Source organism: Bacillus sp. URHA0034 (assembly GCF_056280405.1).
This window is the reverse complement of the sequence record NZ_JBWCDK010000002.1, coordinates 2038299-2055298: the sequence shown is the minus strand read 5'-3', so window position 1 is coordinate 2055298 and position 17000 is coordinate 2038299. Positions and strand designations below refer to the sequence as shown.

Below are 17000 nucleotides of genomic sequence, written 5' to 3'. Positions count from 1 at the left end.
AGCACACTTCCTCACTATAAGAGATTTATAGTTTTCATCGATAGAAAAATTGCGGGTAAACCATTTTACCAACTGGTTTACCCTGCAAATGAATTAATAATAACAGCTAGCGATGCATTTGGATGCATGCTGCGATTTAATATAATCAACAATCAATTTTGTCATCTCTGCTGTTCCAACTTGGCGTCCTTCTGAAATTTGAAGGTCACCTGTATGGAATCCAGAATCAAGAACCGACTGCACAGCATCTTCAATCACTTTGGCTTCGTTATTTAAATCAAATGAATATCTCAGCATCATGGCAGCTGATAAAATCATGGCTGCTGGATTGGCAATGCCTTTACCGGCAATATCAGGTGCCGAACCATGAACAGGTTCGTACAGACCAACACCATCTTCACGTAAGCTCGCAGAAGGGAGCATACCAATCGAGCCAGTTAAAACGGAAGCTTCGTCACTTAAAATATCGCCAAAAAGGTTCTCGGTCACAATTACATCAAACTGTGTTGGGTTTGTGATTAATTTCATTGCAGCCGCATCAACTAACAGATGTTCAACCACAACATCAGGATATTGAGCTTTCTTTTCCTCCACGACTTCCCGCCACATCTTACTGGACTCAAGAACATTTGCTTTATCAACCGAGGTAAGGTGACCGCGGCGCTGCTGGGCAGCCTGAAAGCCTTTATCTACAATTCGTTCAATTTCCTTACGAGTATAGGAAAGGGTGTCGACAACAGAGCTTCCATTATCACGCCGTTCACTTGGTGTACCAAAATAAAGCCCGCCCGTTAATTCACGTACAATGAGGAGGTCGCTTCCTGACACCACTTCTTCTTTTAGAGGGGAGGCATGGAGCAGGTTCTTAAATCCCTTAATTGGCCTTAAATTTGCATATAAGTCCAGTGCTTTTCGGATACCGAGCAAACCGCGTTCAGGGCGAAGATGAGAGGGATTTTGATCCCACTTAGGTCCGCCTACAGCTCCTAGTAAAACAGCATCTGCTTGTTTACAGGCATCTACTGTTGAATCCGGAAGGGGAGTGCCATATTGGTCAATGGCTGCTCCTCCGATTTCATGGGTTTCAAAGCTAAAACTGTGGTTAAATTCTTCCGCAATCGCATGTAACACATCTCTTGCAGAATTAATAACTTCCTTGCCAATCCCATCCCCGGGAAGTAAGACAATATGTTTTTTCATTAGAAGCAACCTCCTCATTTTTTTGTTTTACGAGAGGGCGCCTATGTAGACGCCTTACTTTTTTATATTGTTGCTGGTTCCTGAACTACTGCTGATTGATTAAAAAATACGCGATTGACTGCATTTAAGAAGGACTTTGCAGATGCTTCCAGAACGTCCTGTGCAGAGCCGCGGCCCGAAAATGAGGTTCCGTTTACAGTCATTTTCACATGGGCTTCAGCAAGTGCATCACGTCCTTGACCGACAGAGCTTAGTCTGAAATCAGTCAAATGAATTTCTTCTGCAATTAGTGCCTCAAGTGTGTTCATCAATGCTTCAACACTTCCAGAACCCGTACGTGCTGTTTCAACCCGATTTCCATCTGGTGTTGTTAGAGCAACTGTCGCGGTAGGAAGGTTTGCGGAACCATACTGTACTTGGAAGGCAACCAATTCATATTTTTTCACATCGATCGTGGTAGTTTGAATATCAGTCAGAATGGTGAAGAGATCCTCGTCGGTCACTTCTTTTTTGCGATCAGTCAACTGTTTAAAAGCAGTAAATGCTTCAGCAAGTTTTTCAGGCGCTAAGGTATAGCCCATTTGTTCAATCTTATCTTTAAAAGCATGTCGGCCGGAATGTTTTCCCAGGACTAAATCATTAGATTTAACGCCGACTAATTCAGGGGTAATAATCTCATAGGTTAACGTATTTTTTAATACGCCATCCTGATGGATCCCTGATTCATGAGCGAAGGCATTTCTTCCTACGACTGCTTTATTAGGTGGAACAATCATGCCTGTTAAACGGCTGACCAGGTCGCTTGTGCGTTTGATTTCTTTTAATACTAGATTTGTAGTAAATGGATACTTATCTTTACGGATATTCAAGGCAACGGCCACCTCTTCTAATGAGGCGTTACCGGCACGTTCACCAATACCGTTAATAGTACCTTCCACTTGCGTTACCCCGTTTTCAATTGCCGCCAAAGAATTGGCAACGGCCATACCTAAATCATCATGACAATGACAGGATAGGGCGGCTTTATGAATATTGGGTACATTTTCTCTGATGTAGCGGAACATCCGGCCATATTCTTCAGGTGTGGTATAGCCTACCGTGTCCGGAAGATTAATGACTGTCGCCCCGGCATCAATGACCTTGGTTATTATTTGGACTAGAAAATCCAGATCAGAACGGGAGGCATCTTCTGCAGACCATTCAATATGCGGGAATCTCTGTTTCGCATATCTAACCATGTCTACTGCTGTGTTCACTACTTCCTCTGGAGTTTTCATCAACTTATATTTCATGTGGATAGGGGAGGTAGCAAGAAATACATGCAATCTTGGTTCGGCTGCATCCTTTAACGCATCCCACGCAATGTCAATGTCCGATTTTGTTGCACGTGCCAAGCCTGTAACAGATGAGTTTTTGATCGTCTGAGCAATGGCTCTAACTGCTTCGAAATCGCCTTGAGAGGAAGCCGGGAATCCGGCCTCCATAATGTCAACCCCAAACCGCTCTAGCTGTCTGGCAATTTCTAATTTCTCAAGCTGGTTTAAATTTACACCAGGGGACTGTTCTCCATCACGTAAGGTTGTATCAAAGATGTTAACGTGAACCATTTACCACCACTTCTTTCTTGGCGTTTACAGGCTTTTTAATAAACGGCATTAACGCACGAAGCTCGCGGCCAACAACCTCGATTTGGTGATTGTTTTCTGCACGGTTAATAGCATTGAATTGCGGGCGGTTAGTTTGGTTCTCAATGATCCAGCCCTGAGCAAATTTACCAGTTTGGATATCTTTTAGTACTTCTTTCATGCGTGCTTTAGTTTCTTCGTTAACTACACGTGGTCCAGAAACGAAATCTCCCCATTGTGCAGTGTCAGAGATAGAATAACGCATGTTTTCTAAGCCACCTTCATATAAAAGGTCAACGATTAATTTCAACTCATGTAAACACTCGAAATAAGCAACTTCAGGCTGATAACCTGCTTCAACCAAAGTTTCGAAGCCAGCTTTGATTAGGGCAGTAGCACCACCGCAAAGAACCGCTTGTTCTCCGAATAAATCTGTTTCTGTTTCTTCTTGGAAAGTAGTTTCCAATACGCCGGCACGAGCAGCACCAATTCCTTTTGCATAAGCAAGAGCAACTTCACGAGCTTGCCCAGTGTAGTCTTGGTAAACCGCATATAGAGCAGGAACTCCAGCGCCTTCAGTGTAAGTACGGCGAACTAAATGTCCTGGACCTTTTGGAGCTACTAAGAATACGTCAACATCAGCAGGAGGGACGATTTGGCTGAAATGAATGTTGAAGCCATGAGCGAATACAAGAGCGTTTCCTGCTTCAAGGTTTTGTTTGATACTTTCTTCATATACTTTTGGCTGCATTTCATCTGGAAGAAGAACCATTACTACATCCGCAGCTGCAGTTGCTTCTGCAACAGGACGTACATCTAAACCATCTTCAATTGCTTTATCCCAAGATTTTCCTTCACGTAAACCGACTACTACATCAAAGCCGCTTTCTTTTAAGTTAAGTGCATGTGCATGACCTTGAGAACCATATCCGATTATTGCGATTTTCTTTCCTTGTAAAATTTCCTCTTGAATATCTCCGTTATAAAGTACCTTTACCATTATGAATCATCCTCTCAGATATATTGTTATTTTAATAGTGAATATGTTGCTAGATCATTTACTTGTGGCTGGTGCCCGCGTTGGAGGGCAGTCAGACCGGTTCTGGCAATTTCTTTAATACCGTAAGGGCGGAGCATCTCAATCAGGGCATCGATTTTATCGGGACGGCCTGTAATTTGAACGGCGAGACTGTCTTTACTTACGTCAATAATTAAGGCACGGAACGGATCAATAATCCCGTTGATTTCACTGCGCAAATGGCTGCTTGAGGCTACTTTAATTAAGGCCAGCTCGCGGGCGACAATTGCCTTATCAGTAATATCGGAAACTTTTAATACATCAATTTGCTTGTTTAATTGTTTCGTTACCTGTTCAAGGCGTTGTTCGTCTTCTACTTCAACCACCAGGGTCATTTTTGAAATACCCTCAGTTTCGGATGGACCAACTGAAATACTTTCAATATTGAATTGGCGTCTTTGTAAGAGGCCGGTGACCCGGTTTAAGACACCGCTTCGGTCTTGAACGGTTGCTGTTATGATCCGTTTCATGGTTTCACCCCTAACATTTCATGAATACCTTTACCAGGGGCAATCATCGGGAATACTTTTTCTTGCTGAAGAACACGGCAATCAACTAATACCGGACCCTTATGGGCAAATACTTCCGGTAAAACTGTAATTAATTCTTCCTGATTATTAACCCGATAACCCTTAATCGAATAGCTGTCAGCCAGTTTGACAAAATCAGGCTGTGTATGAAGAATCGATTCAGAAATCCTGTTTCCGTGTAATAGTTCCTGCCACTGGCGAACCATTCCAAGTGCGCCGTTGTTGACAATAATGATTTTTACCGGAAGGTTTCTTTCATAAATAATCGATAACTCCTGAAGTGTCATTTGGAAGCCGCCATCACCAACAATTGCAACGACAGTACTATCCGGTTCGGCGATTTGTGCGCCAATCGCAGCAGGGAAGCCAAAGCCCATTGTTCCAAGTCCACCTGATGTAATCCAGCGATGCGGCTGCTTAAAGGTGTAATATTGTGCGGCCCACATTTGGTGCTGTCCCACATCAGTTGCGACAATGGCATTACCATTCGTTACTTTATGGACTGCTTCAATCACCCATTGCGGACACATTCCGTTTGGATCATGTTTATACCAAAGCGGATACTCCTGTTTATCTTGGGTTAATTTCTCCAGCCATTCAGCAGCTTTAGGTGACTCAATTTCCTGTTCAAGCAACTCGCAAAGTGCCTCTTTCGTATCAGAAACGATCGGAAGATGTGTTGAAACATTTTTACCAATTTCGGCTGGATCGATGTCAATATGGGCAACTTTCGCAAAAGGTGCGAAGTGTTTAAGATTGCCTGTGAGTCTGTCATCGAAACGGGCCCCAAAGTTGATCAGCAGGTCACACTCGTAAATTGCCATGTTAGCTGCATACGTTCCATGCATTCCACCCATTCCTAACGAAAGTGGATTATCTGCCGGAAAGGTACCAAGTCCAAGTAAAGTAGTGACAACAGGGATTTGATGTTTTTCCGCAAAAGCAGTCAATTCTGCTGATGCTCTTCCATGGAGAACACCGGCGCCTGAAAGAATCACAGGCTTAATTGACTTTGAAATGGATTCGGCAAGCTTTTTAATTTGAAATGGATTTGGCTTTGTTGTTGGCTGGTATCCAGGCAAATTAATGCTTGCTGCTTCAGGTTCTTCTGTTAAAAATCCGGCGGAAATATCTTTAGGGACATCGACTAAGACTGGCCCTGGCCGTCCGGTAGAAGCAATATGAAAGGCTTCTTTGACAATGCGCGGTAAGTCTTCAATTGTTTGTACCTGATAGTTATGTTTCGTAATCGGCGTGGTAATCGCCATAATATCCGCTTCTTGGAAGGCGTCTGTTCCGATGATGCTTCTTGCAACCTGCCCAGTGAAAATAACAAGCGGCAGGGAATCCATCATTGCATCAGTTATACCTGTTACAAGGTTGGTTGCTCCAGGTCCTGAGGTGGCAATGACGACTCCAGGTTTGCCGGTAACCCGGGCATACCCTTCAGCTGCATGAATCATTCCTTGTTCATGTCGGAAGAGAACATGCTTGATTCTATCCTTTGCGCGGTAAATGGCATCATAGATTGGAAGCACTGCACCACCTGGATAGCCAAACAGGGTTTCTACACCTTCTTCTTTTAGTAAGTCAATGAGAAGGTCTGCACCGGTTCTCGGCTCTGTAGTTGTTTGGACCTCAAGCTTTTTTGCTTCTACTTTCACGTCATAATCCCTCCTTAAGGGTATTTGAATATTTGAAAAATTCACAGTAGACGGTGTCTGTCATTGATTGATGCTTTGTTTATATTTTCGGAATAATCTCTATTTTTTAGAATCATATCTTATTTTTGTAGAATAATCTACAAGTTTTGTAGATTTGTAATTAATTTTGTAGAATCTTTTCAAAATTTGTAGAATTCACTGATATTTTGTAGAATCCTAATCTGGCCTTCCAGTATATCTGCTCCAACATAGTTAAAAAGGCCTATTTTCCTCGAATTAACTGCAATAAAGACATCATAGCAGAATAATCGGGGAGAAAAGGCCTTTCATTTCTCGGTACCACCCGGTTTTCACAGTATCCTTACGAATACTGTCTTAGGAAGCGACAACTAAAAAGATTCGCTTCTTTTGGTAACAGGTGCTTAAAAAATATACACCTGATTGAGCCTACTTGTAACACATTTCAGCCCAACACTCAGGGATGATGTCAGAATAAGTTGTATTACTGGGCTTCCAGCAACCCCAGCTCTCTGAAAATACAAGTTCTTATTCCTTTATTCCCGTCATCGATTTAACTATGATTTTGTCAAATGATCTTCACTTAACACTTCTAGCACCTTAACTTCCATAGGGAAGGGGAGGGGTACTAACTTTTCCCGTATTTAGCTTGGTACCTCAGCGAATTTAACCGCAGAACCGGCACAATTGCTAAACTTTATATTTTCATAATCCCGCCAGTATTGGCAGATGTGACTAGCTTTGCATATTTTGCTAGATAACCAGTTTTAATTTTTGGCTCAGGTTTTACCCATGCCGTACGTCTTGCAGCTAGTACTTCATCATCAACAACAAGTTCAATTGAACGAGCTTCAAGGTCGATTAAAATTTTGTCACCATTTTCAACGAGGGCGATTGGTCCGCCTTCTGCTGCTTCTGGTGAGATATGGCCGATTGAAATCCCTCGGCTTGCACCAGAGAAGCGGCCGTCGGTTATAAGGGCAACTTCTTTACCTAATCCCCGGCCCATAATGGCTGAGGTTGGAGCAAGCATTTCCGGCATTCCCGGTCCGCCTTTTGGTCCTTCATAACGAATAACCACGACGTGGCCTGCCTTCACAGTGCCGTTATTAATGTTTTCTTGTGCATCTTCCTGGGAATCAAAGACAATTGCCTCACCCAAGAATGTTTTAATTGAAGGATCAACTGCACCAACCTTGATGACGGCACCATCTGGAGCAATGTTTCCATATAGGATGGATAGTCCACCAACTGGGCTATATGGATTATCTTTTGTCCGGATAACCGCTTCATTTGTGATTGTTGCTTCCTTCACATTTTCCTGTAGAGTTTTTCCTGTAATAGTCAGGCAGTTATCATGTAAGGCGCCTTCCACTTTATAAAGCTCATTGATGATAGCACTAACGCCTCCGGCACGATGTACGTCGTCCATAGAATAGTCAGATGCCGGCATAATCTTTGATAGATAAGGGACTCTTTCCGCAATTTTATTAATTTCGCGGAGATCATAATCAATACCTGCTTCATGGGCGATGGCTAATGTGTGTAACACGGTATTAGTCGAGCCGCCCATGGCCATATCAAGTGCAAAAGCATTATCAATGGCTTCCCTAGTAATGATGTCACGTGGTTTAATATCATTTTTAATTAATTCTATAAGATGTCTAGCAGCTTGTTTGATAAGTTCATGTCTTTCCTCGGATGTCGCAACCATCGTGCCGTTACCAGGAACCGTCATTCCTAAAACTTCCATTAAACAGTTCATGGAATTTGCTGTGAACATTCCGGAACAGGAGCCGCAGGTAGGACAGGCATTGGTTTCAATTTCAAGCAGTTGCTGTTGGCTGATTGTGCCGTTGTGGTATGCACCAACGCCTTCAAAAACTGAAGTAAGGGAAAGATTTTTACCTGTAGATGGTGAAACGCCAGCTTCCATTGGACCGCCAGATACAAAAACTGATGGCACGTTTGTTCTAGCGGCAGCCATTAACATCCCTGGGGTGATTTTGTCACAGTTTGGGATATAAAAAACACCATCGAACCAGTGTGCATTAATGACTGTTTCAGCACTGTCGGCGATAATTTCACGGCTGGGAAGGGAGTAGCGCATCCCAATATGTCCCATTGCGATTCCATCATCGACACCGATTGTATTAAACTCAAATGGAATACCTCCGGCTTCCCGGATCGCTTCTTTTACTATTTCCCCGAAATGATTAAGATGTTTATGTCCTGGGATAATGTCAATATACGAGTTACAAACTCCGATAAATGGTTTTTCTAGATCACTCGTTTTTACCCCTGTTGCGTATAATAAGCTGCGGTGGGGAGCACGATCAATTCCCTTTTTAATCATATCGCTTCGCATTTTTTTTAGCTCCTAACTGACAATAGCATGGTTTGCTCCTTCTAGGTAACAAGCCACTCCGTCGATTGTAACAATTCATCTGTTAATGATTGATGCTTTATTTTCGATAATCATACAACCAATTGAAAACATGGTCAATATAGAAATCTGACAATTCTAACAAATTAAATTAGCTGATAGCGTTTTCATTATTGGTCTAATAAGGAATTTGTAAATAAAAAATTTTTAAAAAATTTTTTATTCGTTAATAGTGAGTAGAGAAAATTCGGAGAAATTTCAGTAGTAAGTAGGGGAGAGGGGAATAAAAGTCCAGTTGGAAACTACTAAGCTAATAGGAGAAAATATTAGACTAGTATAGTAGTTTATCACCCAATTTTTGCTAAATATTCATAAACTTGGCGCAGATACCGGAAGCCCTTTTCCTCTGCTAGCTGTAAATAATATCTCCAAACTTTAGCTGTCATAATGGCATCGCTTAGGGCGTGGTGCCGATTCTCTGCCTCAATCCCGCAAGTCTCGCAAACCTCCTCTAGTGGAGCAGATTTCAGATAAGGGTTTGAAAGGCGGATGAGAAAGGAAGTATCGACTACCCTGTGGTCGAACCTTGTTCGTAATACATCGCTTGTAATTTTTTTCATAAAAGCCTGCTCGTGACTGGCATGGTGTGCTACTAAAAGGTCACTTTTGATAAATTGAAAGAATTGCATTAGTGCTTCTTGAGCAATCGGGGCGGTACTTAAATCTTCATCGTAAATATTGGTTAAGGCAGAAATTTCATTCGATAATGGAAGATCTGATTTTACTAATGTATAAAAGGTTTCCTGTTCCTTCAGTTGGGCGCCTGTCATTTTGACAGCGCCAATCGAAATGATTTGGTCACCCTTTTCAGGATAAAAACCGGTCGTTTCTAAATCAAAGACAACCACCCTTAATTCGTTGAGTGGAACGTCTAAGCTGTTCTTTTCTTTCATTTCTCTTTGTATTTCTCTAAGGAAGGCCATTTGCTGCAGCGAGGATTGATTTGGTAAACTTGCGAATAGGTTTGAATTTGCTCTCCCAGATAATTGGCGGAAAAAGTGGACCATATTATTCATTCTCATCTGAATCATCCTTTTCTAGTAACCTTTTCATATTATGAAAGAGAGCTGCACCATTTTTGATGATCTCCTTTACCTCTCTAGCCTGTTCTTTTGTCAGTTGGCTGACAGTTAAATAATGACCTGAATCATAGTCTTTATGGTCAGAAAATAATAATCGGTAGGATAGCAGTTTTAAGAATTGTTTTTTAAAAAAAGCTTTGTCACTCGCAGGGAAATATACCTCTGGTATTTTTTCGAGGCGTAAAAGTGATGAGGTTTCGTGCAGCTTTTCTTTCATCGATAGGAGTCGAATCGCATTTACATATGGAAAAAGGCCTATTTCTTTGATATTTAGTTTCCCGGTATGCGCTCCGTGTGTCTCTGTTAAAAGCTGGCCTAATACGTTGATGCCTTTTTTGAGATGAAGAGTATTGCTTAATGATTTAGTCAGTAATTGATGTTGATTCATGTTTTGATAAATAAAGTCCTTTAGCTTTTCAACATAAGCGCTCTCTCCATAAATCGTTCTTCCGTCTAGAAAAATGAGAAGATAACGGATCGATTCCCAAGTGGATTCAGCCATCCATTTCGATAATTGCTGCTCCCATTCACTAAGCGATTTACACCAGAAAGGATTGCTGGCCATCACGCCCCCGTCGCAATACCTGTATCCTGCCTGATAGAGTCCTTTGGAAATTTCTTTTCCTAATGTTAAAAAGTATGATTTGACTTCGTCTGATGAATCAAGATAAATCATGCCATGGTCTTGGTCGCTCCATACTGATTGTTCCATCCTGCCTGCGCTGCCCATGACGAAGAATGTAAATGGTGATGGAGGAAGTCCGTGTTGGATCGAAACCTGGTTAATAGCGATAGCTGCTACCCGGTGGATCAAATCATCATGCAGTTGGTTAAGTTTAAAATGGTCATAGCAAACATTTTTCAGTTTTTCGTCTTTAATCTGAATTACTTCCGAATATGGGTCATGCAGCAACATGTACACCCCCTAAATTCAAATAGCAGTCACACCCTGCAAAAAAGGAATGACCGCCCAAATATTTTATTAATTGCTAGTTGCAGCGCCCGGTCAAGGCGCTGCAGCTTTTATTATTGAACTTTAATCTGCTGTTCAGCTTTTACTAATTCAGGGTATCCGTAGCTGCCGTGCTCACTCATATCTAGACCGATAATTTCTTCCTCTTCAGTGACACGTAAACCGTTCATTACTTTCTTCATTACGGCTAGAAGGATGAAGGAGACGATAAAGGCGAAGGCGGCACAGGTGAAAACCCCTAATGCTTGAACGCCAAGCTGATGTAAACCGCCGCCGTAAAATAAACCTGGTTTACCAACAGTGGCTAATTCTTTTGTAGCGAAGAATCCGTTCGATAACGTTCCCCAAACCCCAGCGGTTCCGTGAACAGATAGAGCGGCAATCGGGTCATCAATTTTAATTTTCTCAAAGAATCTGATACTATAAAACACTAATATTCCAGCGATAAATCCAATAAGGACGGCTGCCCAGGTTTCTACGAAAGCACAGGATGCAGTGATTGCTACAAGACCGGCTAAAGCACCGTTTAACATCATAGGAACATCTGCTTTTCCTAATACGATCCAAGAAACGATCATCGCTGCTATCGTTCCAGCTGCTGCAGCAAGATTGGTATTCATGGCAACAAACCCAAAGAAACCTTTGTCAACAGATAACGTACTGCCTGCATTGAATCCGAACCAGCCAACCCATAATAGTAAGACGCTTAAGGCTGTGAATACCTGGTTATGTCCGGCTAGATTATTAGCGGAACCATCTTTGTTATATTTTCCAATCCGTGGCTTTAATAGAATGGTAGCAGCAAGTGCTGCCATTGCTCCTGTTAAGTGAACAACCGTTGATCCAGCAAAGTCTTGTTTACCATGCTCAGCTAACCAGCCGCCGCCCCAGATCCAGTGAGCGATAGGGGGATAGACAATGACTGAGAAAAGAACGGCAAATACAAGATAAGCACTTAATTTCGCCCGCTCTGCGAACCCGCCAAACGCAATCGTTAATGAAATACCTGCAAAAGCTAATTGAAATAAAAAGAAGACTGAACCAGAGAGTGATAAACTATCCATATCATAGCCCGAATATAAAAAATTTGAGAAACCAATCAGTGCATTTCCTTTACCAAAAATTAAACCAAAACCAACTGCCCAAAAGATAATGGAACTGATACTAAATGTTAATATGGTTTTGCCAGCGATATGTCCAGCATTTTTCATTCGGGTCGATCCTGTTTCTAACAAGATAAAACCGCCGATCATTAAAATAACGAGTACTGCACCCAACATTACCCATAGACTGTTCATTAAGAATGTAGTATCCATTTATTCTCCCCCTTATTAATAATGTTAATTTTTATAACATCCTCTGTAGTTGTAACTTTACAATAGTTAGAGTCTGCTATCTATAATTGTGGGAGATTTTCTGACATGGTTTTTAAGAAAGGGGAAGAAATCTCCCTAAGCCACATAGAAAAGGCCTCGTTTCTAATAAAAAGAATCGAGGCCTTTTCTTTTTCGTGTTAGCTTCTTCGTATACCAAACTGGGCATTAAGCTGTCCTTGAATCATTTTCCGGCGAATATCATCCTGATTTTGTTTCTTTTGTTCCCGAAGCATTTCCTTTCTAATTTCGTGTGTTTGAATTCCGTCCTCAATTTTGTTCGCAATATCCATTAATAATTCAACATCAGAAAAGGAAAATTTACGGCTTCCGCCTGAAGATCGTTCAGGGAAAATCAGCTTTCTCTCTTCGTAATACCGTATTTGTCTTTCGGAAAGTCCGGTTAAATCCCTGACAATACCAATGGTAATAACCTTTTTATCTTTATAAGACATATCTTTTCCCATTATAGTCGCTCACCACACCCCGTTTTGCTCGTAGTTAGAATATTTTAAATATTATACGTTACATTTTCTCACATGAAAATGGATATTTGTACTTAGATGCTTTATTTTTTTATGGAATAAATCTTTTTGGAGTAGAGGGACGTTATTTTTTAGAGGGCATCGACTTCTTATAAAGAATCTCCAGTTCACTAACGGTAAGTGATTGAAGCTCGGCAGATGAATAAAAGATATCTGAACCTGCTAACTTTTTAATATAATATTGTTTTAGTCGTTCAAGGCCTCTTCGTAAGTGGGTTGTCAACGTCATTCCCTCCTTTTGATATTAGGCGTTTTGCAGCTTTCGTAAAAGTTCGTGTCCTTTAGAGCCCATCGTTTTCATGAGCTCTTCATATAATTCATCACGTAATTTATCTAATTGTAAGATTTGCATCGCTAATTTAATTTCATGTCGTTGATTCATGTCAATTCTCCCCTTCGATAAGTTTATAATCAAAAATTACCTTATTTTTTTGCTCTTGTCAGGGAAGATGTTAGAAAGGTTAACAGGATATTTTCTTGGGCATGGATAGTTTTGAAAGAATTTCTAACGAATGAAAAAGAACCGGCCAAAGACCGGTTCTTCATGAGGCTTTAAAATTCTCCATCAAAAGGTGTAAATGGAATGTGGAGACGATTTTCGATTGCTCTTACTCGCTGATTGACGCGTAGGAGCCGTCTTTGCAGCTGAGTTATATCCCGTTGGAGTTGATTAATATCTCTCATTTGACGTTCATTTTGTCTTTCAAGCTGACTCACTCGACGTTCTAGCTGCTGTGGCTGCCGATTTGGGTCGTATGGGTCAATTGGAGCATAATGATTCACTTGTTCGATTGGCGCGTAGGAATGAATAGGTTCTGTTGGACCATAGGAATGAATTGGTTCCGTTGGACCGTAGGAAGGATATTGTTCTACAGGTACATAGCTGTGATATTCAATTGGCATTTGTGGAACTTGATAATATTCGTAGGGATTCATTTAGGCATCTCTCCTTATGTGATATTACCCTATAGATTATGTAGCGGAGGGTTTGAAGAAACGGCGAATGCCTATAAGGATCATTTACACACTGAAAATAGTCCCTGTTCATCTGATTTTTATAAAATTTTTATATTCTTCATAATAATGGAAGTTAGTATGGCGTTTAATTTAAGGGGTTTCGTCAGATTATTTACAGGATATGGAGAGATGTACTAGCTTTTACTATTCATTAAATCTGTGACCCTAGTGGAATTAGGAGGTAAAACTTCTATATTATAATTGATTTTAGCCTCTAACATATTAATATAGTAAGAAAATAAAATATTGAATAAAAACACGAAAAAGATTATAATCATATATAGTCTAAAAATTATCAATGTTTAAAAAATAGTTTTTATAAAAAATAATTAGGAGGTTCAAACATGAAAAAATTAAAGGTAGTTACAACCCTTATGGTAGTAGGTTTACTCCTGCTGCTATCAGCTTGTGGAACTAGTAAAACAGGGGGAAGCGAGAAGAAAACACTAAGAGTGGTAACCGATGCGGCCTATGCACCATTTGAATACCAAGAAAAAGGAAAAGTCGTCGGATTCGATGTTGATTTTGTTAACGCTGTTGCCAAGGAAGCTGGTTACAATGTAAACATTGAGCATGTTGGCTGGGATCCAATCTTTGTTGAGATTGAAAAGAAAACAGCTGATTTCGCTGTATCTGCGATTACCATCACTCCAGAACGCCAACAGAGCTATGATTTTACAGTTCCATATTTCCTATCCAGAAATGAAATCCTAGTGCCAAAAGGAAGTTCTATTAAGAGTGCGAAGGATTTAGAAGGCAAAAAGATTGCCGTTCAAAATGGAACTACTGGACAGGAAGTAGTCGAAAAGTTATTTGGGAAGAATAACCAAAACCTTAAAAAGTTTAAAAATAACAATCTAGCCATTCTTGAATTGAAAAATGGTGGAGCTGACGCCGTTGTGGCTGATAACTCGGTTATTGAAACCTATGTAAAAAACAATCCAAAAGACAACTTTAAATTCATAGAAGATGATGCTGCTTTTTCAAATGAATTTTATGGTCTGTTATTACCAAAAGGCAGTAAGCTGAAAGGTGAGTTAGACAAAGCGGTGAAGAATGTTATTGACAACGGAACATATGCAAAAATCTACAAAAAGTGGTTTGGGGTGGAACCTGATACTCAAACATTGAAAGACCAACAATAGTACTCTATTGAAATTGCGTAACTTCTATTAATAGGCAGTTACGCAATTTTTGCTTAATAAATGAATTTGCCTACTCAATATGTCGGGGGGATCGTAATGGATTTTAGGTGGGATATCATAGTAGATTATGCGCCCTTACTTTTAAAGGGGACATTATTAACGATTGGTTTTTCAATCGCAAGTATTATCATTGGTACCATTCTTGGTTTATTTATTGGATTAGGGAAAATGACGAAAAAAAAGTTATATTCTTTGCCATTTAGATGGTATATAAACTTTTTCCGCGGCACACCGTTAATGGTCCAAATACTATTAATTCATTTTGCCGTTGTACCAGCATTTCTTCATTCCACAAATGCAATCGTTGCTGCCATTTTAGCATTATCCTTAAACTCGGCAGCCTATGTGGCGGAAATCTTCCGGGCCGGGATTCAATCGATTGACAAGGGACAAATGGAGGCAGCCCGTTCACTTGGGATGACACATGTACAAGCTATGCGATATGTTATCTTGCCTCAAGCCTTTAAACGAATGATTCCTCCGCTTGGGAATGAATTTATCGTTTTAATCAAGGATTCTTCATTAGCGGCACTGATTGCAGCTCCTGAGTTAATGTACTGGGGACAGGCTATGCAAGGGGAGTATATGCGTCCATGGGAACCATATCTATCATCAGCTGCTATTTATTTAGTGCTAACCTTATCGCTTAACTTCCTATTAGGTAAACTTGAAAGGAGGTTTGCAACCGAATGATTCAGGTGAAAAATTTAAAAAAGTCGTTTGGAACGAATGAGGTTCTTAAAGACATTAACGTTACAGTCAAGCCGCAAGAGGTAGTCGTTGTTATTGGACCTTCTGGTTCAGGGAAATCAACGTTTCTTCGTTGTATTAACATGCTTGAAACCATTACTGGCGGACATGTTCTGATTGAAGGCGTTGATATTACTGATAAAAAAACAGATATCAATAAAATTCGCACGGAAGTAGGAATGGTGTTTCAGCAATTTAATCTTTTCCCTCATAAAAAGGTGATTGACAATATTATGCTTGCCCCAATGAAGGTAAGGAATATTCCTGCAGAAAAGGCAAGAGCAAAAGCAATAGAGCTGTTACGAAAAGTTGGCCTTGAGGATAAGGCCGATGCTTATCCGGATTCATTATCAGGCGGGCAGAAGCAGCGGGTGGCGATTGCCAGGGCACTGGCGATGGAGCCGAGGATCATGCTGTTTGATGAACCAACCTCTGCACTTGACCCTGAGATGGTTGGTGAGGTTTTAGAAGTAATGAAGGATCTTGCTAAAGAGGGAATGACGATGGTGGTCGTTACCCACGAGATGGGCTTTGCGAAAGAAGTTGGGGACCGGGTCATCTTCATGGATGGCGGCTTGGTCGTGGAAGAAAAGGTTCCTGCTGAGTTGTTTGACAATCCACAAGAAGAGCGGACGAAGGCGTTTTTGAGTAAGGTATTATAATAGTTGATATTGGGAGCCTGACATAGGGGCTCCCTATTTTTTTGTCTTAGTAGAAACTAAACTCCATATCAATTCTCAAAATCAAACACTTCGGTAATTTTATCCGCTCTAACCCGGTTTTGGCATAGCTTGAATAACTGTGTAAGAAAATCTTCCACTCCTGCTGGCGATGATGGCAATTTAATATGAATAGTCGTCGAACCAAACATCTGTTTAAAATATGCCTTTCTTTGATCATTTTTTCCGTCTCGTTTAAACGGTTTATAGGACCAAACCAGATGGGGCCCGTCTTCCAATTCTTGTATTTGCCGTATCTCTGCACAGGTAGTGGATTTATCATGTGCATAAATCACTAAATAATAGTTACCATTGCGGTGCCAGTCTATGAATAAAAGATAAAGCCCGAGTTCGCTATCTGGCCGGAATACTTCATATCCGGCCAGCACTTGCTTGCCATTCGTCCATTGATGGAACTTATTCAGCATCCCGCCCACGGTTTCTAGCTTCTTAATCTCATATCTTATTGGATTTGAGTGTTCGATTTGTCCGGTTAAAAAAATTGCTTGACCCTTTTCCAAATGAGTATCCCCTTTAGGTATTTGTTTCCATTATACGTTGAAAATCGTAAAAAAAGGAAGAAAGTACCCTTTTCTCCTCATCGTTTCCCCGCTAACCTAACGTTTGTCTTCAAAATGAAATACAACTGACATCATTTTAAAAAATTCCTTTGTTAGAATCGATATAATTGGGACTTAAAATCCATACATACGTCGAATAGTATATGGAATAAATATGACTCTTTTCCATATGAATGACATAGAGTGTTTTGCAA

17 protein-coding genes are annotated in these 17000 nt (G+C 40.7%); 3 read left to right on the top strand and 14 right to left on the bottom strand.

The features are described 5' to 3' along the window. Positions 1–93: 93 nt before the first annotated feature. From leuB to ACZ9EE_RS11785, 13 genes are all read right to left on the bottom strand, one after another. Positions 94–1200: a 3-isopropylmalate dehydrogenase gene (gene leuB / locus ACZ9EE_RS11845; protein ID WP_476027284.1), complete on the bottom strand. Its 1107-nt coding sequence runs from the start codon at positions 1198–1200 to the stop codon at positions 94–96. Between the two features lie 62 nt (positions 1201–1262). Next, positions 1263–2807 (bottom strand): 2-isopropylmalate synthase, encoded by a 1545-nt coding sequence (locus ACZ9EE_RS11840; protein WP_476027282.1) that lies wholly within the window; start codon positions 2805–2807, stop codon positions 1263–1265. After that, entirely contained in the window at positions 2794–3825 is a 1032-nt protein-coding gene (gene ilvC, locus ACZ9EE_RS11835) for a ketol-acid reductoisomerase (RefSeq protein WP_476027280.1), read from the bottom strand. Before ilvC ends, ACZ9EE_RS11840 begins: the two co-directional genes overlap by 14 nt. Positions 3826–3851: 26 nt before the next feature. Continuing rightward, the gene (gene ilvN, locus ACZ9EE_RS11830; protein ID WP_476027278.1) at positions 3852–4373 is read right to left on the bottom strand and encodes an acetolactate synthase small subunit; all 522 of its coding nucleotides are present in this window, start codon (positions 4371–4373) and stop codon (positions 3852–3854) included. After that, the gene (gene ilvB / locus ACZ9EE_RS11825; RefSeq protein WP_476027276.1) at positions 4370–6097 is read right to left on the bottom strand and encodes a biosynthetic-type acetolactate synthase large subunit; all 1728 of its coding nucleotides are present in this window, start codon (positions 6095–6097) and stop codon (positions 4370–4372) included. The genes ilvN and ilvB overlap by 4 nt, the downstream gene beginning before the upstream one ends. Positions 6098–6812: 715 nt before the next feature. After that, positions 6813–8483: a dihydroxy-acid dehydratase gene (gene ilvD / locus ACZ9EE_RS11820; RefSeq protein ID WP_476027274.1), complete on the bottom strand. Its 1671-nt coding sequence runs from the start codon at positions 8481–8483 to the stop codon at positions 6813–6815. Between the two features lie 365 nt (positions 8484–8848). Then, positions 8849–9583 (bottom strand): exonuclease domain-containing protein, encoded by a 735-nt coding sequence (locus ACZ9EE_RS11815; RefSeq protein WP_476027272.1) that lies wholly within the window; start codon positions 9581–9583, stop codon positions 8849–8851. Next, positions 9570–10559, bottom strand: a complete 990-nt coding sequence (locus ACZ9EE_RS11810) for a DUF294 nucleotidyltransferase-like domain-containing protein (RefSeq protein WP_476027270.1) — start codon at positions 10557–10559, stop codon at positions 9570–9572. The genes ACZ9EE_RS11815 and ACZ9EE_RS11810 overlap by 14 nt, the downstream gene beginning before the upstream one ends. Positions 10560–10669: 110 nt before the next feature. Beyond that, complete coding sequence (locus tag ACZ9EE_RS11805; protein WP_476027268.1) at positions 10670–11932, bottom strand: ammonium transporter; 1263 nt, start codon at positions 11930–11932, stop codon at positions 10670–10672. Positions 11933–12129: 197 nt separating this feature from the next. Then, complete coding sequence (locus ACZ9EE_RS11800; protein WP_476027266.1) at positions 12130–12456, bottom strand: MerR family transcriptional regulator; 327 nt, start codon at positions 12454–12456, stop codon at positions 12130–12132. Positions 12457–12598: 142 nt separating this feature from the next. After that, entirely contained in the window at positions 12599–12757 is a 159-nt protein-coding gene (locus ACZ9EE_RS11795) for a hypothetical protein (RefSeq protein ID WP_476027264.1), read from the bottom strand. A gap of 21 nt (positions 12758–12778) precedes the next feature. Next, positions 12779–12916, bottom strand: a complete 138-nt coding sequence (locus ACZ9EE_RS11790) for a hypothetical protein (protein ID WP_215041302.1) — start codon at positions 12914–12916, stop codon at positions 12779–12781. A gap of 170 nt (positions 12917–13086) precedes the next feature. After that, complete coding sequence (locus tag ACZ9EE_RS11785) at positions 13087–13470, bottom strand: hypothetical protein (protein ID WP_476027261.1); 384 nt, start codon at positions 13468–13470, stop codon at positions 13087–13089. 425 nt (positions 13471–13895) lie between these two features. Between ACZ9EE_RS11785 and ACZ9EE_RS11780 the strand changes: the two genes are divergently transcribed. The 3 genes from ACZ9EE_RS11780 to ACZ9EE_RS11770 all read left to right on the top strand — a co-directional run bounded on the left by ACZ9EE_RS11780 (position 13896) and on the right by ACZ9EE_RS11770 (position 16168). After that, a complete protein-coding gene (locus ACZ9EE_RS11780; protein ID WP_476027259.1) occupies positions 13896–14696 on the top strand; it encodes a basic amino acid ABC transporter substrate-binding protein in 801 nt (266 codons plus the stop codon). Positions 14697–14792: 96 nt separating this feature from the next. Next, positions 14793–15449, top strand: coding sequence for an amino acid ABC transporter permease (locus tag ACZ9EE_RS11775; protein ID WP_476027257.1), 657 nt, complete (start codon positions 14793–14795; stop codon positions 15447–15449). Further along, positions 15446–16168 carry an amino acid ABC transporter ATP-binding protein gene (locus ACZ9EE_RS11770; protein ID WP_476027256.1) on the top strand — a complete coding sequence of 241 codons (723 nt, stop codon included), beginning with the start codon at positions 15446–15448 and terminating at the stop codon, positions 16166–16168. The genes ACZ9EE_RS11775 and ACZ9EE_RS11770 overlap by 4 nt, the downstream gene beginning before the upstream one ends. A 68-nt stretch (positions 16169–16236) precedes the next feature. On the opposite strand, the gene ACZ9EE_RS11765 is transcribed toward ACZ9EE_RS11770, so the two are convergent. Beyond that, on the bottom strand, positions 16237–16746 hold the full coding sequence (locus ACZ9EE_RS11765; protein WP_476027254.1) for a hypothetical protein: 510 nt from the start codon (positions 16744–16746) through the stop codon (positions 16237–16239). Positions 16747–17000: the final 254 nt, after the last annotated feature.

Bases quoted from the DNA above. Each gene is read 5' to 3' on its own strand.
- ACZ9EE_RS11770 (WP_476027256.1), top strand. From the start codon at position 15,446: ATGATTCAGGTGAAAAATTTAAAAAAGTCGTTTGGAACGAATGAGGTT.
- ilvN (WP_476027278.1), bottom strand. From the start codon at position 4,373: ATGAAACGGATCATAACAGCAACCGTTCAAGACCGAAGCGGTGTCTTA.
- ACZ9EE_RS11780 (WP_476027259.1), top strand. From the start codon at position 13,896: ATGAAAAAATTAAAGGTAGTTACAACCCTTATGGTAGTAGGTTTACTC.
- ilvD (WP_476027274.1), bottom strand. From the start codon at position 8,483: ATGCGAAGCGATATGATTAAAAAGGGAATTGATCGTGCTCCCCACCGC.
- ACZ9EE_RS11805 (WP_476027268.1), bottom strand. From the start codon at position 11,932: ATGGATACTACATTCTTAATGAACAGTCTATGGGTAATGTTGGGTGCA.
- ACZ9EE_RS11785 (WP_476027261.1), bottom strand. From the start codon at position 13,470: ATGAATCCCTACGAATATTATCAAGTTCCACAAATGCCAATTGAATAT.
- ACZ9EE_RS11815 (WP_476027272.1), bottom strand. From the start codon at position 9,583: ATGAGAATGAATAATATGGTCCACTTTTTCCGCCAATTATCTGGGAGA.
- ACZ9EE_RS11775 (WP_476027257.1), top strand. From the start codon at position 14,793: ATGGATTTTAGGTGGGATATCATAGTAGATTATGCGCCCTTACTTTTA.
- leuB (WP_476027284.1), bottom strand. From the start codon at position 1,200: ATGAAAAAACATATTGTCTTACTTCCCGGGGATGGGATTGGCAAGGAA.
- ACZ9EE_RS11790 (WP_215041302.1), bottom strand. From the start codon at position 12,916: ATGAATCAACGACATGAAATTAAATTAGCGATGCAAATCTTACAATTA.
- ACZ9EE_RS11810 (WP_476027270.1), bottom strand. From the start codon at position 10,559: ATGTTGCTGCATGACCCATATTCGGAAGTAATTCAGATTAAAGACGAA.
- ilvC (WP_476027280.1), bottom strand. From the start codon at position 3,825: ATGGTAAAGGTACTTTATAACGGAGATATTCAAGAGGAAATTTTACAA.
- ACZ9EE_RS11840 (WP_476027282.1), bottom strand. From the start codon at position 2,807: ATGGTTCACGTTAACATCTTTGATACAACCTTACGTGATGGAGAACAG.
- ACZ9EE_RS11800 (WP_476027266.1), bottom strand. From the start codon at position 12,456: ATGGGAAAAGATATGTCTTATAAAGATAAAAAGGTTATTACCATTGGT.